The sequence below is a fragment of the Streptomyces stelliscabiei genome (assembly GCF_014873495.1).
GTDB classification, from domain to species: domain Bacteria; phylum Actinomycetota; class Actinomycetes; order Streptomycetales; family Streptomycetaceae; genus Streptomyces; species Streptomyces bottropensis.
Genome location: NZ_JADBGF010000001.1, coordinates 601,345 through 626,691 on the forward strand (window position 1 = coordinate 601,345; position 25,347 = coordinate 626,691).

The 25,347-nt window shown below is 71.6% G+C and carries 14 protein-coding genes and 1 pseudogene; 7 read left to right on the forward strand and 8 right to left on the reverse strand.

Going from position 1 to position 25,347, the window contains the following annotated elements; translation table 11 throughout:
- The first annotated feature begins 80 nt into the window (after positions 1–80).
- Complete coding sequence (locus H4687_RS02510) at positions 81–440, forward strand: DoxX family protein (protein WP_046913929.1); 360 nt, start codon at positions 81–83, stop codon at positions 438–440.
- A 289-nt stretch (positions 441–729) separates the two neighbouring features.
- Here H4687_RS02510 and H4687_RS02515 read toward each other — a convergent pair.
- The 4 genes and pseudogenes from H4687_RS02515 to H4687_RS02530 form a co-directional block, all read right to left on the reverse strand.
- Positions 730–1,307: pseudogene (locus H4687_RS02515) on the reverse strand (TetR/AcrR family transcriptional regulator).
- 98 nt (positions 1,308–1,405) lie between these two features.
- Complete coding sequence (locus tag H4687_RS02520) at positions 1,406–2,713, reverse strand: DUF3533 domain-containing protein (RefSeq protein WP_046913930.1); 1,308 nt, start codon at positions 2,711–2,713, stop codon at positions 1,406–1,408.
- A gap of 956 nt (positions 2,714–3,669) precedes the next feature.
- The gene (locus H4687_RS02525; protein WP_046913932.1) at positions 3,670–5,118 is read right to left on the reverse strand and encodes an FG-GAP repeat domain-containing protein; all 1,449 of its coding nucleotides are present in this window, start codon (positions 5,116–5,118) and stop codon (positions 3,670–3,672) included.
- A 139-nt stretch (positions 5,119–5,257) separates the two neighbouring features.
- Positions 5,258–6,055, reverse strand: coding sequence for a hypothetical protein (locus H4687_RS02530; protein ID WP_225966566.1), 798 nt, complete (start codon positions 6,053–6,055; stop codon positions 5,258–5,260).
- Positions 6,056–6,428: 373 nt separating this feature from the next.
- Between H4687_RS02530 and H4687_RS02535 the strand changes: the two genes are divergently transcribed.
- The 4 genes from H4687_RS02535 (at position 6,429) to H4687_RS02550 (ending at position 11,994) form a co-directional block, all read left to right on the forward strand.
- Positions 6,429–7,721 carry a sensor histidine kinase gene (locus H4687_RS02535; protein WP_159026096.1) on the forward strand — a complete coding sequence of 431 codons (1,293 nt, stop codon included), beginning with the start codon at positions 6,429–6,431 and terminating at the stop codon, positions 7,719–7,721.
- Complete coding sequence (locus H4687_RS02540; protein WP_046913933.1) at positions 7,718–8,368, forward strand: response regulator; 651 nt, start codon at positions 7,718–7,720, stop codon at positions 8,366–8,368. The genes H4687_RS02535 and H4687_RS02540 overlap by 4 nt, the downstream gene beginning before the upstream one ends.
- Before the next feature lie 169 nt (positions 8,369–8,537).
- Positions 8,538–9,305, forward strand: coding sequence for an ABC transporter ATP-binding protein (locus tag H4687_RS02545; RefSeq protein WP_046913934.1), 768 nt, complete (start codon positions 8,538–8,540; stop codon positions 9,303–9,305).
- 157 nt (positions 9,306–9,462) lie between these two features.
- On the forward strand, positions 9,463–11,994 hold the full coding sequence (locus H4687_RS02550) for an ABC transporter permease (protein WP_046913935.1): 2,532 nt from the start codon (positions 9,463–9,465) through the stop codon (positions 11,992–11,994).
- A gap of 316 nt (positions 11,995–12,310) precedes the next feature.
- Here the strand turns inward: H4687_RS02550 and H4687_RS02555 are convergent, their stop codons facing one another.
- Positions 12,311–12,922, reverse strand: coding sequence for a hypothetical protein (locus H4687_RS02555; protein ID WP_233443546.1), 612 nt, complete (start codon positions 12,920–12,922; stop codon positions 12,311–12,313).
- A gap of 160 nt (positions 12,923–13,082) precedes the next feature.
- Here H4687_RS02555 and H4687_RS47360 point away from each other — a divergent pair, with 160 nt between their 5' ends.
- Positions 13,083–13,250 carry a DUF805 domain-containing protein gene (locus tag H4687_RS47360; RefSeq protein ID WP_159026097.1) on the forward strand — a complete coding sequence of 56 codons (168 nt, stop codon included), beginning with the start codon at positions 13,083–13,085 and terminating at the stop codon, positions 13,248–13,250.
- Between the two features lie 20 nt (positions 13,251–13,270).
- On the forward strand, positions 13,271–13,459 hold the full coding sequence (locus tag H4687_RS47365) for a DUF805 domain-containing protein (RefSeq protein ID WP_050398949.1): 189 nt from the start codon (positions 13,271–13,273) through the stop codon (positions 13,457–13,459).
- 42 nt (positions 13,460–13,501) lie between these two features.
- Here H4687_RS47365 and H4687_RS02570 read toward each other — a convergent pair whose 3' ends face one another.
- The 3 genes from H4687_RS02570 to H4687_RS02580 all read right to left on the reverse strand — a co-directional run bounded on the left by H4687_RS02570 (position 13,502) and on the right by H4687_RS02580 (position 25,231).
- On the reverse strand, positions 13,502–15,577 hold the full coding sequence (locus H4687_RS02570) for a SpoIIE family protein phosphatase (protein ID WP_046913936.1): 2,076 nt from the start codon (positions 15,575–15,577) through the stop codon (positions 13,502–13,504).
- 193 nt (positions 15,578–15,770) lie between these two features.
- On the reverse strand, positions 15,771–24,173 hold the full coding sequence (locus tag H4687_RS02575) for a type I polyketide synthase (protein ID WP_050398948.1): 8,403 nt from the start codon (positions 24,171–24,173) through the stop codon (positions 15,771–15,773).
- 464 nt (positions 24,174–24,637) lie between these two features.
- Positions 24,638–25,231 carry a hypothetical protein gene (locus H4687_RS02580; protein ID WP_225966567.1) on the reverse strand — a complete coding sequence of 198 codons (594 nt, stop codon included), beginning with the start codon at positions 25,229–25,231 and terminating at the stop codon, positions 24,638–24,640.
- Positions 25,232–25,347 lie beyond the last annotated feature (116 nt).

Consider the following 25,347-nt stretch of genomic DNA (forward strand, 5'->3'; position numbering starts at 1 on the left):
GACCGGGCTTCTCCAGGGCTCCTCTGGCATTCGAAGCAATCGACGGGGCGCCGGGAGCCGGTGGCCCACGAACGGGAACTATGAACATCACCTATTGGACCGTCGCGGGACTGCTCGCGCTCTTCTACTTCTACGCGGGCACGATGAAGCTGATCCGCAGCCGCGATCAACTCCGCCCGATGATGGCCTGGGTCGACCGCACGCCGCTGCCCGTCGTAAGAACGCTGGGGGCGGTCGAATTGCTCGGCGCGACCGGACTGATCCTGCCGCCGCTGACCGGCATAGCTCCTTCGCTGGCGCCGGCCGCGGCCATCGGCTTCGTTCTTCTGCAGACAGGTGCGGTCGCCGTCCACCTGGCCGGCCAAGACCGCCGGATCGCCCTCAACCTCGGACTCATCGCCACCGCGGCCGTGACCGTCTGGCTGGCCGTCGTGCTGTGACCGAGCGGTCACCTGGATGCACCGGACGGCCAGGCGCCACACGGCCACTGTTGTGAGGACGCCACGGGGCGGATGCGGCACCACGGCCCGGGAGCAGGCGAGTTGAGGGCCTCCTGGGCACCCGCGATTCGTTGTGGAAACGCGGCGAACAGGTCGACACCGGGGCCTGTGATGACGTGCCTGGCTCCCTCGGCGTAGTCCCGAAGCACTCCCCCAGCGCCCAGCCGAGATGCGAGACGGGGTTCATCGCGCACCTCCGGCGCCTGATTCATGCCGAATCGTCAGCCATTCAGCTTTTCTTGCGCACGCCTGCCGTGTCGAGCAGGGTGACCACTGTGGGAGCGACGAGTCCCGTGACGGTGTCGGCTCCGATCCCCGCGCGGGCGCTGGCGCCGTCGAAGACCAGGATGAGCCGCAGGGCCAGCAGGCCGGGATCGCTCGCGCCGCCCTGTTCGGCCTCGGCTCGGAAAACGGCCGTCAGTTTCGCCTTGATCCGGTGTGCCACTCGGCTCGCGGCGTGACCCTGGTCCTTCAGCTCGATCTGCACAGCCAGGTACGGGCAGCCCTGGAAGCCGGGCGCGCCCGCCTGCGCCTCCATCTGCCGGAAGACGTGCAGGATCCGCTCGCGGGGGAGCGGTCGTCATCCGCCGCGGGCAGGAGCGCGGCCACGAAAGCGGCATTGCGCTCCTTCAGGCTCGCCGCCAGCAGTTCGTCCTTGCTCTAGAACAGCCGGTACATGGAGCGCTTGGACACTCCCGCCGCCTTGCACAGCGCGTCGACGCCGATACTGACGCCTTCTTGGTAGGTGAGCGTGGCCGCTGCCTCCAGCAACCGCTCTCTGGAACCTGGCTTCACTTCGGTGGTCATAAGGTGAGGTCAACTCGAATCGAATGCCATGGAAACCGATCGGTTTCCAGCTGTCGCCGAGAGCACGCCGCCGCGTCCCGACCGATACGGAAGCCGTTCTATTGCGCCGGGGTGACGTTTTGCTCGGGCTCGGGCTCGACGGGGGCGGGGATGCGGTGCAGTCCCTTGCGGTCGTACCAGCCAGTCACACCGAAGCCGAACACCACGGCCGCCACGAGCCCGACCGCCATCATGACCCAGCCCCGGGTCAGTCCCGCGTCGCCCTGCGCGTCGTAGTAGAGGATCGCGCGGATACCGTCGGCGATCTGCCGCAGCGGCTCGAACTCCGCGAGGAAGCGGTAGAAGCCGGGCAGCGCCTGAATCGGCGTGGTGGCGTTGGCCGTCGGCACCGCCATCCCGATGAAGACCAGCGTGGCCACCAGCATGCCGGGCGTGCCGAACACCGCCAGGAGGGCGAGCGCGCCGATCCCGGAGACGGCGATGGCGCACACCGAGTACAGCCACAGCAGCGGCAGGTGGGAGGCGTCCATGCCCATGATGCCGACCGCGCCCGCCATGACCAGGGTGCCCATCAGCAGGGAGAGGCCGGTCATGAGGGTGCTGCTGATGGCCAGGGTCTGGACCCGGGTCGCCCGGATCAGCGGGCGGTGCAGACGCAGCGGACCCATGTCGTTGTGGGTGTAGCCGAGGGCGTGGTCGACCTGGCCGCTGATGACGTTGGCGGAGAGCATGCCGACGACCACCAGGGCGAGCGCGTAGTAGAACGCCGTCATGCCCAGGCCGCTGTGCGCGTCGAGCGGGTGACCGTCCCTCACCGTGACGGCAGCCGGGTCGGCCAGCAGAAGGCGCGCCGCGGCGGGCAGCTTCGCCGCCTCGTCACCGGCCTGTGCGGTCAGTTCCCCACCCAGATGGAGTGAGGCGTTCTCGGCCGCCCGGGTCGTCGCCGTCCGGGCCAGAGCGGAGCCCATGCTGCCGGCGGACTGGTTCGTCACCACCGTCAGCGTCGGACGGACCGGCGTTTCGGTGGCGGCGGTGCCGCTCAGGGCGGTGACGGAGGACGTGAAGCCGGAGGGGACGACGAGCGCGCCGTACAGCTTGCCCTTGCCGAGCGCTTCCGCCATCTCCTTCTCGTCCATCACCTTCCACTCGATCTTGCCCGCTCCCGCGGTGGTCTTCCGGATCGACTCGGTGACCTGCTCTCCCAGGTTCACCCGCCGACCCTCGACCGAGTCCCCCTTGTCGGCGTTGACCAGACCGACCGGCAGCCTGGTCATGTGGCCGACCGGGTCGATGTTGGCGCCGACATAGAACACCGCGAACAGCAGCGCGAGGACGCCCGTGATCACGCCGTTGGCGATCCACAGAGGCCCTGCGCGCAGCACGCGGAAGGGGTGAATTCCATTCATGACTTACTCCGGCCTGGACAACGGCTACATCGGGAGGGGACCGGACGGCACTATCGCAGACCGGAACTTTCTGCATCAAAACCCTGCGGCACGGGTTGCGACGACCTGGCGGGGGTGAGCCCTCGAAGCCGGCCGGTTTCCGTCATGGTAAACCGATCGGTTTCCAAATCCAAGTCGAGAGACCTCGCTCGGCGGGATCTCTGCGTTCCACAACGCCTGAAACGCCCAGCCAGCGACATGGGCGGCGTTCCAGGCGTTCCCTTCTGACGTTCGAGCCTTGCTGAGCGCCGACCCCTGATCCACGATCGCGTCGCAGGTCGGGCCGTGGCTGGGCTGGGGCGGTCGCGGGGCAAGCCACACGGGCCGACCGCGCCGACCCGCCCACGGACCGAGCGCCGAACCGGCGGCACGTGGCGCCTCGGGAAGCAACAACCGGACAACCGCTAGAGGAGAAGAAATGCCACTACAAGAGCGGTTCAGCAAGCGGTCGAAGGCGGTGGCCGTGGTGGGGGCCACGGCCACCGCGTTCGTCGTCGCGGGACCCGCACCCGCTGCGTACGCGGGCCCCGAGTGCGGAAATGTCGGATGCTCATCGACGGTGAATGACAGCGGCGTCGGAGCCGTGGCCTACTTCAACCGGTGCAGGAGCTGGGATCTCACCGGCGCCTCGACGACTACCGAGCCGACGTGCAGCAGCGGTGGGGCCACTCAGAAGACAGAGTGGCCCAGCCCGGGCGAGCACACCCCGTGGACCAGGACTGGGACGCTTTCCGAGTCGACGCCGGGTGGTGCTACAGGGTGTCGTTCGACATCCCCGGACCGATCAACGACGACGAGACGTACGACCGGAGGGGCAAGTCTGCGCTCTACGTCAAAGTCGGGGACGAGGCCAACGCCCACATCGTGCGGCAGAGCTCCAGCAGCTGCCAGCCCGGCCTTGCCGCCCGCTCCGGACGTCAGCCGCGGCCGAAGTCCTTCGTTCTGACGAAGCGGCGGTTCGTCTTCGACGGGCCGTCCTTCGTTCCGTGCAGGATCCAGTAACCAGCGTCCTTGCGGGGATTGTTGAAGCCGAACGTGCCGATGAGCAGCTCGTCGCGGCCATCGGTGTCGAGGTCGGCGAGGTACAGGTCCCAGCCGAAGAAGTCGCGGTCTCCCTCGTGCTGTGGGAAACCGCCGATCCCGATCGCGTACCGGTCGATCATGACGGTACGGGACGCGCTGAGTCCGTCATCGCCGCCGGTCACCACTGTCACCTGGCCGATGCGGCGATCGTCGCCCGAGGACTGTGTGGCGATGTCGTCGCGCCCGTCGCCGTCGACATCGCCGACGGCGAGGGCGCCGACGAGGTCCAGTGTGCCGAGCCCGGTTTCGGTCCTGCCCCGGCCGGGTCCCTTGCCGCTGCCGTAGACGGCAACGGCTTGCCTGTAGCCCTGCCGGGCGAGGATGTCGGCACAGCCGTCACCGTCGAAATCCCCCGCCGCCACGGGGATGGCGCCGTCGCCCAGGCCGGGAGCCTGGGCCGTGATGCCCGGTACGGCCCCGGCGAGCTTCAGTCCTCGTGCCGTACCCCGGTGGAGCACGGCGTCGACGACGTCTTTCGGCATGCCGTCCTCAAGGCGAACGTCTTCCTCGTCGTATGCGGCCTTGGTCGCCAGATCGTCCCGGCCGTCACCGTCGAAGTCGCCCACGACCGCGTGCGCCATGTACGCCCAGCCCCCTTGGCCCACATCGGCACTCCATGTCCTGCGGGGCACCCCGCCCTCGCGGCTGAGCGGGCCGTACAGGACAGCGGCGGGCTGGGGCGTGTCGTCGTACTCGCTGCCGGGCTCCGCGAGGGTCAGCAGGTCGAGGGCGCCGTCGCCGTCGAAGTCTCCCGCAGCGATGGCCCGCAGGACGTCGGCCGGGAGCTTGGTGGCACCCATGGGGCCGTCCGGGCCACCCCAGACGATGCGCTGGTCGGGCGTGAACTTCCCGTTGGGGTGGCTCAGCCGGTTGCGCACGACGACGTCGGCGTAACCGTCGTCATCAAGATCCGCGGTGAACTGAGCCGAGCGGTCGTACTCGATCGGCGCGCTGGTGACCTGCGGGTCCGGCTTGGCGTAGCGCTCCGCGAGGCGGAAGGCCTTTCCCGGCTTCGTGCCACCGGAGGCGGCCAGGGCGACGAAGCGGTTGTTGTGCCAGTCGCCCCCTGACTTCGGCTCCTTGTACCAGCCGTTGACGACCTCGTCGCCGTACCCGTCGCCGTTCACGTCGTCCCGATTGACCTCGCCGTCGTCCCGCTGGGTGAGGGAAGGGGGCGGCAGTGGCGTCGGCTTCCCGCCACCGTCCGAGCAGCCCGTGACCAGCAGGGTGCTCAGACAGAGGCACACCACAACGACGGCAGGACAGCGAGGGCGCAGGCGCATGGTGCAAGCCTCCAAGACGCAGCTCACGGCCTCGTAACGACCGGATCAGGGTCGGATTCCGGTCAGCGTCCCGGATGCCTCTCGCCGCCGTGCTACTGGGCACCGTCGGCAACGGCGCTACTACGACGGAGGCAAGGCACTAACGGCGGCGGGATGTGCTCTCGTCCGACGAGGACGATGCGTCAAGAATGGTTTCGACCTCGGGTGTGGCCCGCCTTGCCCTGCCCGACCGGACGCGCCTCTCGTGCTGGGCACCGCCGATTCGTCCCTGCGGGTAGTCATTGAGGAACTCCGGGGCTTCGTGGGACGGGTTCGCCTGCCGCCTGAGCGCGCTGCGGATGTGCTTGATCGCTCCCGGCTCGCGAACCGCCTCGGCGTTGGCGATTCCCATGAGCATCGCCGCTGCCCGGCACTGTTCGTCACTCAGACCGGCGATATCCTCCTCGCTCAACTCCCGCCCCTTCAGCGCTTCGACGAGGGGGAGGAACTGCTCGGCGTCGAGAGTGGGGATCAGGCCGGTGAACTGGTTCTCTTCCTCGCGGACGTAGCGGTCGTCGCCCTGGGTTCCCGGATACTGCTTCTTGTTGGAGCTGATGTACGGAGCCCCGCCGCGCCCGGGGCGCTCGTTGTACGGCCCGAACGCCGTCTCGTGACTGGTGAAGCTCTCTGCCTGCTGCGCACCGCCACGTCCGGTGTCCCGCGCGGCCCAACGTTCCCGGCGAGCGTTGGCCTTGTCACGATCCGCGTCGGTGACCCTCTGCACATACGCGGTGGCGGCTGCGTTCCCGGCCATGCGCTGCACGGCTCGGACGGACGACGGCGTGACCTGACGGTTTCCCAAGAAGCGCGCCGCATCGGCGCTCTGGACTGCTGAGGTCCGACGGGGCAGAGGCTTTCCTTCCCGGTCGCCACTCTCTTTCTTCCGGTCGAGACCCATGACGCCGCCGCTCCCTGTAGTGGGGTCGGGAGCAGGGCACAGCACCCGGCCCCGAACCGTTCTGCCAGTCGTCTTCGACGGTAGGCGTACGGGAGGCGTCCGTACATGTCCATGAGGGCAGTTCTCCGCTCACGCGGGCACAACTGGCGCGCGCCGACGCGGTGGTGGAGTTGCGTGTGGCCACCGACTTCATGGGCGCCGCACGGGGGCAGGACAGCTGCGATCCCCGGCCTCGGACACTCCCCGGGGCGACCGGGGCCCCACCCACGGGGACGCGGAAGCGGATGCCGGCGCGACTCCCGGCCCATGCCCACCGACCCGTTCCCGGGGAGGTCGGCAGCGATCGCCGCCGTAGGTGCGTAGGGTGACGCGGATGCGAATAGGTGTGTCCTCCGGCCGTGCCGGTCACCGCAGTTGGCCGGGGCGGATCCTGGTCTCGGCGCTGGCGCTGTTGTTCCTCTTCTCCGTCTTCGAGGACGTACGGGGGCGGATCGTCTTCGACCCGGCCTTGGACATGGAGGCCTTCGTCGGGGACTGGGTGCCGGTCTGCTCCGGAGCCCTGGCAGGGGCGATGGCCGTACTGGCCTCGGTGTGCGACTCCCGATGGGTCCCGCGGGCCGCGCTGGTGGCCTGCTTCACGACCTTCGTGGCCACGGTGGCGTACCACCTGCTGCCGGTGAACATGGTGACCAGCGAGAGCAGCGGCAGCGAACTCATGGGCCTGCTGGTCCTCCTCGCCGTGGCGGTGCGCCGCTGCACGCCCCGGTGGGCCCCGGTGGTCGTGGCGGCCGTGGGCATCAGCGTGTTCTCCGTCCCGGTGCTGCGGGACTCGGATCCCGGCGACTTCTCCGACAGCACTGTGCTGGAACTGGCCCTGGCCTTCGTCTGCGGCCTGGTACTGCGCCTCTACGACGTCCAACAGGAACGCACCGGACAACTGGTCCGGCAGGAGGAACGGCTCGCGCTCGCCCGCGACCTGCATGACACCGTGGCCCATCAGGTGACCGCGATCGTGGTGCAGCTGCAGGCCCTGCGCCATGTCACCGGCCGGGGCACCCCCGACCCGCGGATGCTGAACGAGATGCTGGAGGCCGTCGAGCACGCGGGCGGCGAGGCGCTGACGTCGATGCGGCGTCTGGTCGGTTCGATGCGCGGTGACGGGGCCCCGCGGCATGCGGAGAACCTCGGCGAGGTGCTGACCCGCATCGTGGACGAGGCACGGGCGACGGGACTGCCGATCCGGCTGGACCTCGGACCGGAGCCGCCGATGGACGTCCCCGCGGAAGTCACCGGCGGGCTGAGTCGCGTCCTGCAGGAAGCTCTGACCAACGCCCAGCGCTATGCGCGTGGCGCGCGGTCGGTCGACGTGTCCGCCCGGGTCGCGGCACGCCACGCCGAACTGGTCGTCGAGGACGACGGACACGGCTCACCGTCCGGCCCCCGCGGCAGCCTCGGGCGGCTCGGCGGCGGCTTCGGCATCATGGGCATGCGGGAGCGCATCGAGCTGCTCGGCGGTGTCTTCGAGGCGGGGCACCGACCCGAAGGCGGGTGGCGTGTCCATGCCTCCGTACCGCTGCACCCCGACGAGGCCGCACGGAACGCCCGTGCACGCGGACGGCACGCCGTACGCTCCGGGTTGCGGCTACGGGAGGGCAGGACGGCATGACCCTACGCATCCTGGTCGCGGACGATCAGTATCTGGTGCGGGCCGGGTTCCGCATGGTGCTGTCGGCCGAGTCCGACATGGAGGTGGTGGCCGAGGCCGCCGACGGGGCCTCGGCCCTGGCCCTGGCCCGCGAGACGAGGCCGGACGTGTGTCTCGTGGACATCCGGATGCCTCCGCCCGACGGACTGGAGGTCACCCGCCAACTGGCCGGCGGCGGTCGTCCCGGAGCGCCGAAGGTGGTCGTGGTCACCACCTTCGACCTCGACGAATATGTGTATACGGCGCTGTCGAACGGGGCGTCGGGCTTCCTTCTCAAGGACGCCGGGCCCGCTCTGCTGACCGAGGCCGTCCGGGCGGCCGCCCGCGGGGACGCCATGATCGCCCCGCAGATCACCCTCCGTCTGCTGCAGCACTTCACCAAGGCGCGGCGACGCGGCGCGTCCGAGCCGGCCGAACCGCTGACCGACCGCGAGGAGGAGGTCGTCCAGGGCATCGCCCGCGGACTGACCAACCCGGAGATCGCCGCCGAGCTGTACATCGCTCCCAGCACCGTCAAGACGCATCTGGGGTCGGTCCAGGCGAAGTTGGGCCTGCGCAACAGGGTCGAGGTCGCGGCCTGGGCCTTCCGCTCGGGACGCGCCGAATAGCGTTCGCGCCGTAGGAACCGGCAATCTCCCCCGATCGGGGGATGCGGTGCCGGATGTTCGGGGGATCCGCCGACGGGCGCCCGAGCGGGAGGCTCATGGAGGTCGCCGTCAGCGGCGACCCCCTCTGCCACGAGGGGTCATCCACGTCGAGCGTCCACCGGGGATCGCCATGCACGCACACCTGCCCCCTTCCGCCCCGGAGAGCTACGCGGCCCGGGCCACCGACCTGACGAAGGTGTACGGCACGGGCGACACCCGTGTGGTGGCCCTCGACGCGGTCACGGTCGGCTTCGTCCGGAGCCGCTTCACCGCGATCATGGGCCCCTCCGGATCGGGGAAGTCCACCCTGATGCACTGTATGGCCGGTCTCGACTCGTTGTCCTTCGGGTCGGTCCGCCTCGGCGACACGGAACTCGCCTCCCTGAACGACCGTCAGCTCACCCGGCTGCGCCGCGACCGCATCGGCTTCGTGTTCCAGGCGTTCAACCTCCTGCCCACCCTGAGCGCCTTGGAGAACATCACCCTCCCCATGGACATCGCGGGCCGCAAGCCCGAACGGGCCTGGCTGGAGGGCGTCATCCAGACCGTCGGCCTGGCCGACCGGCTCGACCACCGGCCCGGCCAGCTCTCCGGCGGCCAGCAGCAGCGCGTCGCCGTCGCCCGCGCGCTGGCCGCGCGGCCCGACATCGTCTTCGCCGACGAGCCCACCGGCAACCTGGACTCCCGCAGCGGGGCCGAGATCCTCGAATTCCTGCGCGGCTCCACGAGCGCCCTGGGCCAGACCGTCGTCATGGTCACCCACGACCCCGCCGCCGCCTCCTACGCGGACCGCGTGGTCTTCCTCGCCGACGGGCGCATCGTCGACGAACTCCACGCGCCCACCGCCGAGGCCGTTCTGGAGCGCATGGGACGCCTGACACCCGCGCACCCGGTCTGACGCTGACGCAACGCCACGCCTGCCGTCGGCCCACCGCTCCTGCCGTCGACATACCGGACCTGCCGTCGGCTCACCGCGCCTGACGCGCGTACGCCCCGCGCCCGACGCGCCTCCCGCTCCCCGAGCACCCCTCACCGGCATCCCTGGAAGGCCGCCCGTGTTCCGCACCGCCCTGCGCAACGTCCTCGCGCACAAAGCCCGCCTGCTGATGACCATGCTCGCCGTTCTGCTCGGCGTCGCGTTCGTCGTGGGCACCCTCGTCTTCACCGACACCGTCGGCAACGCCTACAAGGAGCGCTACCTCAGCACGCTGCGCGATGTCTCGGTCCAGGCCACACCGCCGTTCGACGAGAAATCGGGCGAGCCCGGAACCTTTGGGGAGGACATGCTGGGGCGCCTACGACGGCTGCCCGGCGTGGCGTCCGTGACCGGCTCCGTGGAGGGGTTCGCCGCCGTGGCCGCGAAGGACGGCCGCCCCCTCGGCGAAGGCAAGGTGGCAATGGCGGGCAACTACTTCCCCCAGGCCGACGGCAAGGACGACCGCCATCCCCTGACCACCGGACGCGCCCCCAGCGGGCCCGACGAGGTGCTGATGGACACCAGCACCGCCGACCAGGGCGGTTACCAGGTGGGCGACACCGTCCGGCTGGCCATCGACGGACCCGTGCTGCACAGGAAGCTCGTCGGTATCGTCCGCACCGACGACACCTCGGGCTCCGGCGGCACCTCGGTGTTCTTCGACGACGCCACCGCGCAGAAACTGCTGCTGAGGCCGGGTCAGTACCACGGTGTCTCCCTCGATGCCGAGCGCGGTGCCTCCGAGCAGCGGCTCGCGGCGAAGGCACGCGACCTGCTGCCCGAGGACTCCGAGATCAGCACGGCGGCGCAGTTGCACGCGCAGCAGCGGGCCGCGGCCGCCGAGGGGGCGGACGGGCTGGGCCAGGTACTGCTCGTGTTCGCGGCCATCGCCCTGTTCGTCGGCGTCTTCGTCATCGGCAACACCTTCACCATGCTGGTCACCCAGCGTTCGCAGGAGGTGGCCCTGCTGCGGGCCGTCGGCGCCGAGCGCCGCCAGGTGACCCGTTCCGTCCTCATCGAGGCCGCGCTGCTGGGGCTGTGCGCGGGGGCCGCGGGGTTCCTCCTCGGGATCGGCGTGGCCCTGGCCATGCGGCAGCTGTTCGCGTCCACCGGATCCGGTGTCCCCGACGGGCCGTTGGTCGTCGCTCCGGGCACGGTGCTGGTCTCGTTCGGGGTGGGCGTCGTCGTCACCATGCTCGCCGCGTATCTGCCGGCCCGCCGCGCCGCCGCCGTGCCTCCCGTGGCCGCCATGTCCGCGCTCCACACACCCCCGCCGGCCCGTAGCCTCCGCAGGCGCAACGCCATCGGTGCCGCCCTGATCGTGATCGGTGTGCTCGGCGTGGTGTTCGCCGCGTCCAGCGGCGAGCAGGGCCGCACCGTCGTCCTCTTCCCGTCCGCCCTGCTGCTCGTCGGCCTCATCGTGGTGACCCCGGCACTCTCCGGACCGGCGATCGCGCTGGCCGTGCCTCTCCTGCGCCGCTTCGGCGTCCCGGGCACACTGGCCGCGCGGGGCGCCCGCCGCAATCCCCGGCGCACCGCCTCCACGGCCTCGGCCCTGATGATCGGGCTGTCGATGGTCACCGGCCTCACGGTGGTCGCGGTGTCCGCCACCACATCGCTGCACCAGCGGGCCGAGAACGCCGTCACGGCCGACTTCGAGATCTCGTCGAGGCGAGGCGGCTCCCTGCCCGCGTCGGTCCATGACACCCTGGCGAAGTCCACGGCCGTGACCGCCTCCAGCCCGCTGCGCCAGAGCGCCGTCCGGATCGGCGGCGACGAGGTGAACCTGACCGGTGTGGACGCCCGGAGCATCGGCGCCCTCCTCGACCCCGGCTTCGCGTCGGGGTCGCTCGCGGCACTGGGCACGGGCGGCGGCAAGAACCTGCTGATCGACACCTCCACGGCCGACCTCTACGGATGGACCATGGGACAGCGGCTTCCGGTGGTCTACCGCGACGGCAGCCGGGGGACCCTGCGGATCGGCGGCATCTACCGCGACGACGAGTTCCTCCCGGCCACCATGATGCCGCTCGCCACCCTCCAGCCCCATCTGAAGGAGTTCGAGGACATCTCGGTCCTGGTGCACACCGAGGACGGCGACGGCGAGACGGTACGGCGGTCCCTGCGGCGCGCCCTCGACCAGAACCCCCTCATCCGGCTGCGGAACACCGACGACCTGGCCGGCTCCGCCGGCGGCGGGGACATCACCCTGCTCCTGAACATGCTGTACGGGCTGCTGGCCATGGCCGTGGTGATCGCCGTCCTGGGAGTCGTCAACACCCTGGCGATGTCCGTGTTCGAGCGCACCCGTGAGATCGGGATGCTACGCGCGGTGGGGCTCCAGCCCGAGCAGACCAAGCGGATGATCCACCTGGAGTCCGTCCTCATCTCGCTGTTCGGGGCCCTGCTGGGCATCGGCGCGGGCCTCTTCCTCGGCTGGGCCGCGGGCAGGATGGCCGCCGACAGCATCCAGGGGTACGAGATGGTCGTCCCCTGGGGCCGCATCGCCGTCGCCCTCACGGGTGCCGCCCTCGTCGGCGTGGTGGCGGGGCTCTGGCCCGCCCGCCGGGCGGCCCGGCTGAACATCCTCACCGCCCTCAAGACGGACTGAGGCACGCGGGACAGCCGGGCCCGGGCGGCGGTCGGACTGATCCGCTCGGGTTCGGCCACCACGCGTGCCTCTCGGCGTACTCCGGCGGGCGGCCAGGCCGTAGCGCGGGCAGACGCCCGGCCCGGGTCGGCCGAGTGCCGCGTGAGGCGCGGACGGCAACCAGTTCTGGCAGGCCCTCTCGCAGGAGCTGATCCCGGTGGATGCCATCGCGGGGGGGGGCACACAGGTCCCCGGGCCGTGAGGACGCGGCGGCTTCGGCATGCCGGCGGCGCGTCCGGGCAGGGCGGATCCGGCGGCGTAGGGGTCTGGCCCGCGGCTATCGGTGACCGTCTCGTTCCCGCGCGCTGCGCCGCAGTGCGCGGCGCTGTTTTCCCGGCAGGGTGGCGGCCAGCTCGCCCACCAGGGAGACGTCATGACAGTCGCCGTCCCTGCTGCCCCGGCACCACCACACCGGTGGGCCGGACGCCTGCGTCTCGCCCTCGCACCGGTCGTCAACCGTCCCCGCGGGACGGGGGTGCATTCCGATCTTGTGTTCCCGGCAGATCGGCCAGGCCTGCCACAGCAGCTCGGTGATGGTGGCCTGCGCCGCATCCGCGACGACGGTCAGTACCACCGCCTCGTCCTCCGGCTCCGGAGGGTCGCACTCCTCCAGGTCACACGCGTTCACCGCATGACCGTGCCAGCGGCCGTCCGGCATCGCCACGTAGACCTGACCTCTGTCGATCCCGCCCGGAGGCAGAGGCGGCCAGGAGGGGGTGACCATCAGTATCAGCGGGTCCTGGTCGGGCAGAGTCGCCACCAGGTCGCGATTGACCAGAGCGAGTGCGGCTTCCAGCTTCGGCCACTGGCCGGGCTCGGCTTGCCAGGACTCCGGGAGAAGCTGCCGGTCATGACCAGGCCCCAGGCTGGAATACGCGAAGGGGTTCACCGGGGCATCGTCGCAGCCGCGCCACCGTTCACCACGGGCAGGGGGCGGAACGCCATTGCCGCCGGGCTCCCCACCCCATGGGGCTCCGGCCAGGTCGAGGGGCCCCTCGGGTGCGGGGCCGCCTGGAGCATCCCCCCAGCGCTTCTCTGAAGGAGCAGCCATGACCAGCATGCCGTTCGCCGACGCGGCACGCGTGTGCCCCACCGGCAAGTACGCCACCTTCTCCGGTCGCACCCGGCGCGCGGAGTACTGGTGGTTCGCCCTGCTCTGCGTGCTCGCCACCGGCGCGGTCGCCGGAATCGGTTCGCAACCGGGACCCCGCTCCTGAGCGCCCTCCTCCTGTCGTTCATGGTGCCCATGCTCAGCGTCTCCGTCCGCCGGTTGCGCGACACCGGCAAGCCGGGCCGGAGGATGCTCATCGCTTTGATCCCCCTGGCCGGCCCGGTCCTCTGCCTCGTGACCATGACCGTGGACAGCGGCCCGGCGACCAACCAGTACGGCCCCTCCCCCAAGGCCGTCAGCCACCCCGTCGGCTGAGCCCGGGAGGCCGCACACGAACTGGCTGCTGGGGGGTGGCGTTCAGTTCGGCGGGCCGACGCGTCGGGCGAGGAGGAGGGCCACGTCGTCGTCCGGTTGCCGGTTCAGGGTGTCGAGGAGGAGGTCGCAGGTCTCTTCCAGGGGGAGACGGGTGTCGTCCAGCAGGCGGAGCAAGGTGTTCAGCCCGGTGTCGATGGGTTCCGTGCGGCGTTCGACGAGGCCGTCGGTGAACAGGGCGAGCAGCGCCCCTTCCGGGAGCTCCCGCTGGTCGGCGGTGAACGGCACTCCTCCCACCCCTAGGGGTACTCCGGCTGCGATGTCGAGGAGTACGGCCTTCCCGCCCGGGTCCACCAGTACGGGCGGGAGGTGGCCGGCGCGGGCGACCTCGCATCGGCCGTGCCGGGGGTCGCAGACGACGTAGAGGCAGGTGGCCAGCGTGTCGGGGTCGCCGAGCGAGGCGGCGATGTCGTCGAGGTGGGCCAGCAGCTCCGCCGGCGGCAGGTCGAGACGGGCGAGGGCGCGGGTGGCGGTGCGAAGCTGCCCCATGATCGCCGCGGCGTGCACGCCTTTGCCCATGACGTCGCCGACGACGAGGCCGACCTTGCCGTTCTTGAGCGGCAGCACGTCGAACCAGTCCCCGCCCACCTCGCTCACCGCGGGCAGATAGCGGGAGGCCACCTCCATGCCGGCGAGGCGCGGGGGTTCCTGGGGGAGGATGCTGCGCTGGAGGGTGAGGGCGGTGGCGCGTTCACGTCCGTACAGCCGGGCGTTGTCGATGCAGATGGCGGCGCGTGCGGCCAGTTCGGTCGCGAGGGTGAGGTCCTGGTCGTCGAACGGCCGGTGGTTGACCGTCCGGTACAGACTGAGCGTGCCCAGCACCTCGCCCCGGGCCACCAGAGGAGCGGCCAGGTAGGAGTGGACGCCGGCCCGGCCCAGCCGGTCGGCGGCGGAGGCGTCCCGGGCGATACGCCGCAGTGTCTTGGCGTTCACGTGTCGCAGGAGGATGGGCCGTCCCTCCCGTACGCACTGGGTGATCACCCGTGCCGAGGTGTACGACGCCGGCTCGCCGACCGGGTCCACGGCCTCGAAGGCAGTGGTGGGGCGGCCTGCTTTCAGCGCCAGCGCTCGGAAGGCCGGCGGGTCGTCCGGGCGTGCCGCGCCCGTGCCGCCGTGGCCGACGACCGAGTCGAGTACGTCGACGACCGCCAGGTCGGCGAGCTGCGGAACGGTCACGTCCGCGAGTTCGTGTGCCGTCTGACGCAGGTCCAGCGTGGTGCCGATGCGAACACCGGCGTCGGCGATCACCGCCAGGCGTTCCCTCGCCTGTACGACCTCGGCGGCCGCCCGTTGCCGCTCGGAGATGTCGAAGATCGCCATCGCCAGGCCCAGCACGCGTCCGCTCGGGTCCTCCAGCCGGTGGTAGGACTCCGAGTAGGCGTGGTCCTGGCTGTCGGCGGCGGTCCGGCCGATCGTCTGCTGGTCCAGCAACGGCTCACCGGTGTCGAGGACCCGCCGCATCCGCGCCTCGATCGCCCGGACGTCGAGCGCCGGCAGTACCTCGGCGACGCGGCGGCCCAGCACGGCCTCCTCGGAAACGCCGTTTATGCGCTCCAGAGAAGGATTGACCCGGACCCACCGGAGGTCGGGGTCGAACACCGCGATGCCCACCGGCGACTGGTTGATCAGAATGTGGGACAGGGCCAGATCCCGTTCCACGTTCCGTACGGTGTCCGCGTCGATGCCGAGCCCCAGGGCGTGGATGTCGCCGCTTGCGTCGCGCAGCTGCATGGTGCGGAATTCCACGCGGCGCGTCGTCCCCCGCTTGTGCAGCATCGGGAAGACTCCCGCCCAGCGTGCCCCGGTGCGTACGCGCCGGAACAGCTCGCGAGCCCGGGACCGGTTCTCCGGGGCCACCAGCAGCGCGCCCGCGTCCCGGCCCAGCGCCTCGGCCGCGGAGTAGCCGAGCAGTGACTCGGCCTCCGGGCTCCACAGCACGATCCGGCCGTCGCTGCCGAGGACCATGGCGGCGACCTTCAGCAGATCGAGCAGCCCGCCGGGCGCGGCGGTGACACCGTCCTCCTGCCGACCGCTCCCGGCCCGGCTCTCTCGCTCAGGCATACCGGACACTCCTTCCGGCGGCAGCGCAGGAAACGGCCTGGGCCTGTTCCGCCGGGCCACGTGTCAGTCATACCTCTGCCCGTGGGGCGCCGCACGCCATGGCTGGACGGTGGGTGCGGCGCCCGGCGGGCAGAGCGGCCGCCGACACCGCCTTCCCGGCTGGTGCCATGCCGAGTACGGGGGGCCTGACGCGTCACCCCTCCTGCTGCTTCGTTCGCGCGTCGATCCATGTCCGGATCGCCGACGTGGTCGTCTCCGCGTCCTCACGCATCATCGTCAGGTGGTCGCCGGGGACGTCCACGACGTCGTGGGCCGACGGCCACGACGTCCGCCATTCGTCCTGGTCCGCGACCGCCATCGCGGGGGTGGGCCGCAGCGCGCGGACGAGGAGTGTGGGCGTGGTCAGCGGCTCGGGGTCCCAGCCGAGGAAGATCCGGTTGTAGGCGCCCACGGCGGCCAGGGCGGTGTCGTCGTCGCCGGGGACGGCGGGCCGCCCGATGGCCTGCGGAGGCGGGGCGGCCAGTGACAGCAGCCACTCCTTGCCACTGTTGTCCGGCGTGATGTGGTAGGTGTCCAGCAGCACCAGACCGGCCGCCGCCCGGCCCATGCCCTCCAGCCGGTGGGCGATCACGTGTGCCGCGTTGCCGCCCGCAGAGCGCCCCACGATCACGAAGGGACCGTCCCCGACGTGTCGTAGCACGTTCTCGGCCTGCGTGCGGGCCAGTGCGGCGCGGTCCTCCGGTACGGCGGCACCGGCGCCGATTCCGGGGTGCGGGAACTCCAGGACGTCCAGGGCATCCGGTCCTTCCTGGAAGGCCCGGTGGAAGCGAGGGAAGTCTCCGCCGTCCGACGCGACCGAGGGGTGGTAGGCCGGGATGTAGACGAGGGTCGGCCTGCCGGAGCCCGGGCGGCCGTGGGAACGGCGGATCGGGGGCAGGGCGTGCTCGCTGCCTCGGGCGGCCGTGAAGGTGGGCAGTGCCCAGGACGCGGTGACGAGCAGGTGCATCGCCGCCACCGGTTGGCCCGAGGCACTGACCGTCCTGAACAGTGAGGAGAGGGTGTACGCGGGCCGTTCGGTCCCTGCGCGCCCGGGGGCCGCCCGCTCGGGGCCCGTCCCCGGCGTGGCAGGTGTCTGAAGGGCTGCCGGTCGGCCGGTCGGGCCCAGGGTGGCCGGTTCGGCGTTCGCGCCCGGGGTGGCCGCTTCGGTGCTCGTGCCGTCGGCGCTCGCGCCCGGGGTGGCGGATTCGCTGTACAGCAGACCGAGGAGATGGCGTGCCAGGTCCTCGGTCGTGCGGTACTCGAAGACCACGGCCGCCGACAGCTGGAGTGCGAGCGCCAGGCTCAGCCGGTTGCGGATCTGTACGGCGGTGAGGGAGTCGAAACCCAGCTCTGCGAGAGTCCGGCCGGCCGGGAGTGCGTCGGCGTGGGGGTACCCGAGTACGGCGGCCACGGCGGCGCGCAGCAGTCGTACGAGCGCCGCCTCGCGCTCCCCCGCCGGCAGTCGATCCAGCGCCTTCCTCCAGGCGCCCGGTTCCGGCGTCTCCTCCGAGCCGGGAAGCGAGCCGGACGGCGTCGCGGCGGCGGTCGGCCGACCGTGGCGCACGAGTCCGCTGAGCGGCGGAGGCAGGTGTCGCGCGCCGGAACGGAGCGCGTCCCGGTCGAGCAGCATCGGCGCCAGTACCGGCTCCGTCGAGCGCAGCGCGGCGTCGAACAGGGCCAGGCCCTGCTGTGTGGTCAGGGGCACGAACACGTCGCCCGGCATTGCAGTGCGTGCGACCCGTGGGGACCCGCCCGCCGCCATGCCGTCGGCGTGCTCCCACGGGCCCCACCCCAGCGAGAGCGTCGGCAGGCCTTCGGCCGTGCGACGGCGGGCGAGGGCGTCGAGGAACGCGTTCGCGGCCGCGTAGTTGCCCTGGCCCGCCCGGCCCAGCAGGCCGGAGACGGAGGAGAACAGGACGAACGCCGAGAGGGGCATGTCACGGGTCAGTTCGTGCAGGTTCCAGGCCGCGTCGGCCTTCGGCCGCAGCACGGCCGCCATCCGCTCGGGGGTCAGCGAGTCCAGCACACCGTCGTCGAGGACTCCGGCGGCGTGCACGACAGCGGTCAGCGGCGGATCGCAGTGCTTGATCACCTCGGCCAGCGCGTCCCGGTCGGCCACGTCGCAGGCGACCACGGTCACGCGTGCCCCCAGCTCCTCCAGTTCGCGTCGCAGTTCATCGGCTCCCGGCGCCCGGGGCCCTCGGCGGCCGGTCAGCAGGAGGTGCCGTACACCGTGTTCGGTGAGCAGATGACGGGCGAGTTCAGCGCCCAGCGCACCGGTGCCGCCGGTGATCAGCACCGTGCCGTCGGCGCCGAAGTCTGGTGCCTCGGCCTTCGGCGCGGCCGCGACATCATGGGCCGGAACCAGTCGCGGAACCGTCACCCGGCCGTCCCGCACACGCAGTTGCGGCTCGCCGCTCGCCACCGCCGCGGCCAGGACCCGCAGCGACTCGGGCCGTTCGTCGACATCCACCACGACCACACGGCCGGGCAGCTCCGACTGCGCCGCACGCACCAGTCCCCAGACCGCCGCGCCCGCCAGGTCCGGCGTCGGCGCGGTGGCATCCCTGGTCACCACGACCAGACGTGAGCCCATCGAGTGCGGATCGTCCTGCCAGGACTGGAGCGTGTGGAGCACCCTGCTGGTCAGCTCGCGCACGGCGGCCGACGGATCGGGGTCGGCCGTACGGTCGAGCGCCGTGGTCGCCGTGGTCGCCGTGGTCGCCGTGATCGCCGTGGTCGCCGTGGTCGCCGTAAAGGCTGTGGCAGGTGTACGCGCTCCGCCCTGCGGGGCGGCGGTCTCCCGGCTCGGGGCGGCCGGCAGGAATGCCGTGAGGTTCAGGGGGTCCGGGCCGATCACCCTCCACGTGTGCTCATCGATGTCGATGTCGGCGTCTGTGTCTGTGTCTGTGTGGCCGGGGCGTTCGGGAGCGATCCAATCCGGGCGCAGCAGAGCCCTTCGGGCGAGGTCGTCCGTCATGTCCGCCTGATGGGCCGGGAGTTCCCTGGTTGCCAGGGAGTCCACGTGCGCCACGAGTCGGCCGGCCGGGTCGGCGAGGGTGAGCGAGACCGTGTGTGTTCCTGTCTTCCGCACCCGGACCCGCACGTCCGTCGCCCCGGTGGCGTGGAGGCTCACTCCGCTCCAGGCGAACGGCACCCGGACCGTGCTCGGGCCGGTGGGCTCGGCGAGCAGCGGCGCGTGCGAGGCCGCGTCGAGCAGTGCCGGGTGGAGCCCGAAAAGGCCCGCTTCCGAGGCATGCGAGACCGGCAGCCGGACCTCCGCGAAGACGTCGTCGTCGCGCCGCCAGAGGGCACTGACCCCCCGGAAAGCGGGCCCGTAGGCGAGCCCGGCGTCGGCGAGGGCGGCATACGCTCCGGTGAGATCCAGTGCCTCGGCGTCTTTCGGCGGCCATGGGGTGAGCTCGTCCGCTACGACCCCGACCCGGCCCAGCCGCCCTGAGACGTGCCTCACCCAGGGGGCGTCCTCGGCGGACCGCTCCGGTCGGGCGTAGATGTCGACCGGCCGTCGGCCCGCGTCGTCCGGCGCACCGACCACGACCTGGACGCGCGCCCCCGCCGACTCGGGCAGGGCGAGCGGTGACAACATCACGAGGTCCTCGACCGCGCCGCAGCCCGTCTCGTCACCCGCCCGTACGGCCATCTCCACGAAGACCGTCGCCGGCACGAGCACCCTGCCGGCGATCACATGGTCCGCGAGCCACGGGTGGGTGGCGAGGGACAACAGCCCGCTCAGCACGGTCCGTTCGGTGTCCGGTACGGGGAAGGCCGGCCCCAGGAGTGTCTGGGGGTCGGCCGCCGTCGGGTGCGGCGCGTCCAGCCAGTACCGCTGCCGTTGGAAGGCGTACGTCGGCAGGTCGACGCGTCGTGCGCCGGAGCCCGCGTACACCGCCGCCCAGTCGACCGGGGCGCCGGCGACATGCAGTCGGGCAACGGCGGAGAGGAGGGTCTCCGGTTCGTGTTCGCCACCACGCGTCGCCACGGCGAGGACGGTGCCGGTGGTGGAGGGGGGGTCAGCTGTGTGGGTGGCGGTGGCGAACGTGTCGGCCAGAGCATCGGCTGTCGCCGCGGTGAGTGTCGGCCCCGGACCGAGTTCCAGGTAGGCGGAGATCCCGTCGTCCGCGAGGTGGCGCACGGCGTCGCCGAAGCGCACGGGCTGCCGGGCGTGCCGTGCCCAGTACTCGGGCGAGCAGAGGTCAGCGCCCTCGGCCAGCCGTCCCGTCACCGTGGAGACGATCGGAATGCGCGGCTGGTGGAAAGCCAACTGCCGTGCGACGTCGAGGAATTCGTCGAGCATGGGTTCCACCAGGGGTGAGTGGAAGGCGTGGCTCACGCGTAGCCGTACGGCTCTGCGTCCGCGCGCCTCGAAGTCGGCCGCGACGGCGAGTACGGCATCCTCCGCGCCCGAGATCACCACCGAGCGGGGCCCGTTGACGGCGGCGATCGCTGCCGAGGGCGGCTCAGGGGCGGAGGCGGTCGCCGCGCGTGGCCCGGACGGGGACAGCGCCGCGAGCGCCTCCTCCTCGGTCGCGTCCAGAGCCACCATCGCGCCGCCTTCGGGCAACGCCTGCATCAGCCGGCCGCGAGCGGCGACGAGGGTCGCCGCATCGGCCAGATCGAGGACACCGGCGACGTGCGCGGCCGCCAGCTCGCCGACGGAGTGGCCGACGAGGCGGTCGGCTCGAACGCCCCACGACTCCAGCAGCCGGAACAGTGCCACCTCGAAGGCGAACAGTCCGGCTTGTGCGAAGTCCGTGCGGTCCATCAGAGCCGCCGACGCTGAGCCGGGCTCGGCGGACACCACCGTGCTGAGCGGCTGCGGGAGACGGTCGTCCAGGCGCCGGCAGACCTCGTCGAAAGCCTCGGCGAAGACGGGGAAGGCAGCACGCAGTTCTCTGCCCATGCCCGGGCGCTGGGCGCCCTGTCCGGTGAACAGGAAGGCCGTACGCGTCTGCGAGTCCGCCACCCCTCGCACGACCCCCGGTGCGTCCCGGCCCTCCGCGAGGGCGTGCAGCGCGTCCGCGATCCGGGCCGGGTCACCGGTCGGCACGACCGCCCGGTGCGCGAGGGCCCCCCGGCCGACCGCCAGCGAGTACCCGACGTCGCCGTGCGACAGGTCCCGCCGGTTGGCCACGTAGGCCGTAAGACGTCGGGCCTGGGCGCGCAGGGCGGTGTCGTCGGCGGCGGAGAGCAGCCACGGAACCGGCGGGGCCAGAGTCACCTCCCGGGGCGTCGCCGTGTCACCGCTCTCCGGCGCCTCCTCCAAGATCACGTGCGCGTTGGTCCCGCCGATCCCGAAGGCCGAAACCCCCGCACGCCTCGGCCGGTCCGAGGCCGGCCAGGGCCGGGCGGCGGTCAGCAGTTCCACCCGGCCCGAGGTCCAGTCGACGTGCGGTGTGGGCGAGTCGGCGTGCAGGGTTCTCGGCAGTGCCCCGTGCCGCATGGCCTGCACCATCTTGATGACGCCGGCGACTCCGGCCGCCGCCTGGGTGTGCCCGAGGTTGGACTTGAGCGAGCCGAGCCACAGGGGCTGCTCACGGTCCTGTCCGTACGTGGCCAGGAGTGCCTGCGCCTCGATGGGGTCGCCCAGCCTGGTGCCGGTGCCGTGGGCCTCCACCGCGTCCACGTCGGCGGCCCGCAGCCCCGCGTCCGTCAGCGCGCGCGTGATCAGACGTCGCTGTGCGGGGCCGTGGGGCGCGGTGAGCCCGTTGGAGGGTCCGTCGGAGTTGACGGCGGAGCCACGGAACACGGCCAGGACCGGATGGCCGTGGCGACGTGCGTCGGACAACCGCTCCAGGAGGACGAGGCCCACGCCCTCGCCCCAGGCCGTCCCGTCGGCCTGCGCCGCGAACGACTTGCAACGTCCCTCCGGGGACAACCCGCGCTGCCGGCTGAAGGCGAGGAACGGCTTGGGCGTCGACATCACCGTGACCCCGCCGGCCAGCGCCAGCGAGCACTCGCCCGAGCGCAGCGCCCGCGCCGCCCAGTGCAGTGCCACCAGTGAGGACGAGCAGGCGGTGTCGATGGTGATCGCGGGCCCGCGCAGACCGTAGGTGTACGAGATCCGGCCGGAGGCCACGCTGCCCGTCGAGCCCAGGCCCAGGTGCGCCTCCAGCTCGTGGTGGCGGGCGAAACGGCCGGCGTAGTCGCCGTGCATCACACCGACGAACACCCCCGTCTCGCTCTCCCGCAGCGACGCCGGGTCGATGCCGGCCCGCTCCCACACCTCCCAGGAGGTCTCCAGGAGCAGCCGCTGCTGCGGGTCCATCGCGAGCGCCTCGCGGGGCGCGATCCCGAACAGCCCGGCATCGAACTCGGCGGCGTGATGCAGGAATCCACCGTGTCGCGTGTACGTCGTTCCGATCCGGTCGGGATCGGGGTCGTACAGGGCGTCGAGGTCCCACCCTCGGTCGGCGGGGAACCCCGAGATGGCGTCCCCGCCCCGCGCCACCAAGTCCCAGAGGTCGTCAGGGGAGTTGACGTCGCCGGGATAGCGGCAGCCCATGGCGACGATCACGACGGGATCGTCCTCGGACGACCGGTCCTGTGCGGCGTCCGGCTGGGGGTGGCTCCCGGGCTCGTCCCCGAACAGCGCGTCGCGCAGGTAGCGTGCCACGTCGGTCGGCGTAGGGCGGTCGAAGACCAGTGTCGTCGGCAGGCTGAGCCCGGTGAGGGCGTCCAGCCGGTCCAGCAGTTCGACCGCTCCGGCGGACGTCATTCCGAGATCGGCGAACGGGCTGTCCGCATCGGACGGATCGTCCGGCGTGTGCCGGCAGATCTCGGCGGTCTCGGTGAGCACCGCCGCGCGGAGCGCGCGCTCCTGGGCCTCGCGTGGGAGAGGACGGAGTCGCTCGCGCAGGGCGGTGCGGGTGCGGCGGGCGCCACGAGCGGCTTGGGCGACATGGGCGGCATGCGTGCCCTCGGCCTCGACCGGGAAGTCCGCGATCGAGGTTGCCGGAGTCGCCGACGGCGGGGCGGTGGCGGCCAGTTCGCGCAGCTCGCGCAGGTCGTGCACCTGGTGCCGGGCGATCTTCCCGGAGGCGGTGCGCGGGACGGCGGGGATCTCTCGGATGCTGGTCGGCACTTTGTAGTCGGCGAGCAACGTCCGGCACTCGGCGAGCACCCGCCGTGTGTCGACCCCGTCCGGGCCCGGTACGACGAAGGCGACCGGCACCTCGCCGAGCACCTCGTGCGGCACACCCACGGCCACGGCGTCGGAGACGCCGGCACACCGCAGGAGCGTCTGCTCGATCTCCGTCGGGTGGATGTTCTCTCCGCCACGGATGATCATCTCGCTGACCCTGCCGGTGAGCCTGAGATGGCCGTGCTCGACACGGCGGCCGAGGTCGCCGGTGCGGTACCAGCCGTCCCTCAGCGCGGCGGCAGTCGCCTCGGGCTGCCCGTGGTACCCGGTCATCAGGCTCGGCCCCCGTACCCAGACCTCGCCCTCGGCCCCGTCCGGAACGTCCGAGCCGCTGCGCGGGTCGACGACACGCACGTCCATGCCCGGTACGGGCGGCCCGCAGGAACCCTCGACCCTGGGCCCTTCCGGACGGTTCACCGCGATCATGCCGCAGGTCTCGGTACTGCCGTAGGCGTCCAGCAGGGGCGCGCCCAGCTTCTCCTCGACGGCCGCGCGCAGTGCGGGACCGCTCGGCGCTCCGGCCACGACGCACATCCGTAGCGCGTGCGGGGCCTCACCGTCGGAGTCGACGAGCCGGTGATACGTCGCCGGTACGCCGGCCAGGACGGTGATGGGCCCGCCGAGCTCCTCGCGCGCCGTGAGCAGTTCCTGCCGTAGACCGCCCGGCGCCGACAGCTCGCCGGCGATCCGGGCGGTCGCGCCCACGGCCGTCACGCCCAGGATCGCCAGCGAGTGGCCGAAGCTGTGGAACAGCGGCAACGGCCAGAGCAGCCGGTCGTCAGCGGAGAGGCCGAAGATCGGGGCGTAGCAGGCAGCCACGGACCACAATGCCGCCCGCTGCGTCGACAGCACGCCCTTGGGCCGGTGCGTGGTGCCGGAGGTGTAGAGCATCCAGGCCGGATCGTCGAGGCCGAGCAGGTCGATCTCCGCGTCCTCGCCGCCCTCGGCGGCGTTACTGAACAGCGGTACGCCACCCGGTACCGGGCCCGACTCCGCGATCAGGACGCCCAAGCGGTCGTACGGCGGCCCCAGGCGCGCCAGTTGTGCGAGGTGCGCGACGTCCGTGATGACGAAGGCGGCGCCACTGTCCTGGAGGAAGTGGGTCAGCTCGGCGTCCGAGGAGCGCGGGTTGAGCAGGACACCGACCATCCCGGCGCGCAGGACGGCGAGGCAACTCTCCACCGTCTCCACGCGGTTGCCGAGGCAGATGGCGACGCGGTCACCGGCGCGCAGTCCCGTCCGGGTGAGGTGACCGGCCAACGAACGGGTACGCCGCTCCAGTTCGGCATAGGTGACGCTGCGCGACGGATCGGAGTACGCGACCCGCTCCCCCGCCGACTCCGCGTGCTCCCTCAACAACTCCGGCAACGCCCGGATCAGCCCGTCACGCCCCACGCCCCCGCCTCCCCAAATCCCTCGTGTCTCAACGAGGTTGAGCCTACGTGGGTCGACAGCAGTGCGGACTTCCGCCTTTGAGCCCCCGGACCCCGCCGCCCCCACCTCCTCGTGTTCGGCGGCCCCGGCGGTGCGGGCGATCAGGCTGTCGCGGATCAGGGTGTTGCCACGGGGACACCACGGTTGTGCGTATTGATGTGCGGTGCGCTGAGCCCTCCGCCAACGTGAAGTCGTAGGTTGATTGGCTGGTGTGCCCGTCTGCCTCGGCCCTCGCGCTGGTCGTGGGCCACAGTCTGCGGAGTAGGTCATCTGCCGGAGTTGTCTTGGGGCGAATCAAGCGTCGGGACAAGTTCTGGGATGTTGCGAGGTGGGGATCAGGCAGGGTGGCCGGATGCATGAGTCGTCCTTGCCCGGGGGTTTCGTCGGTTCGGATCCCCTGCCCAAATAGGCAAGGCCGGACGGAGTCAACGCTCGAAGCCGTCGGCGCGGGTCCAGTGGAGGGTGATGTCCCGGCTGAAGTCGACCGTACGTCCGTCCTCGGAGACGGAGGCCCGCTCCCAGCCGTCGAAGTCCTTCGTGATGTCGATGTCCCACTTGGCCAGGCTGTCGGTGCCGACGGCTGCGACGGACTCGTCCGGGGGCTCGCCGTCGTTGCAGTACGGGCCGAAGTCCGCGATCGCCGCGACGGTTCCACCGTTCGCCCGCAGCTCGATGCCCTGGCACGCGTCGGTCTCGGTGCGGTGGATGACCACCGGCTCGGTCCAGGCCTTCTCTCGGGGGCTGTAGTGCTGCTCGACGAGCCCCTCGCCCCGGCGGTAGTACATGGCCACCCGGCGACCGTCGTCGAGTTTGACCTCGGCGTTGTACGGACTGCGACCGCCGCCGCTCCAAGGGATGTCGCTCCTGCGCAGCACGGAGGTGTAGGTGCCGGAATCGTGGGAGTCGCTCGGTGAGGCGTTGCCCGCCACCGTGTCCGGGTGACCGCATGCCACCACGGCCGTCATCACCCAGACCGAGGCGGCCCCCCAGGCCAGCGCCTGGACGCCGACTCTACGCATTCGTGCCTCCCACGATCTCGCCGCAGCACAGGCTGCGGGGGCGGGAGGCACACACGTGTCCCGCCTCGCGGTGCCGGCCCACGGTCTCCCACTCTCCGACCCGCGTGCGGAGCAGC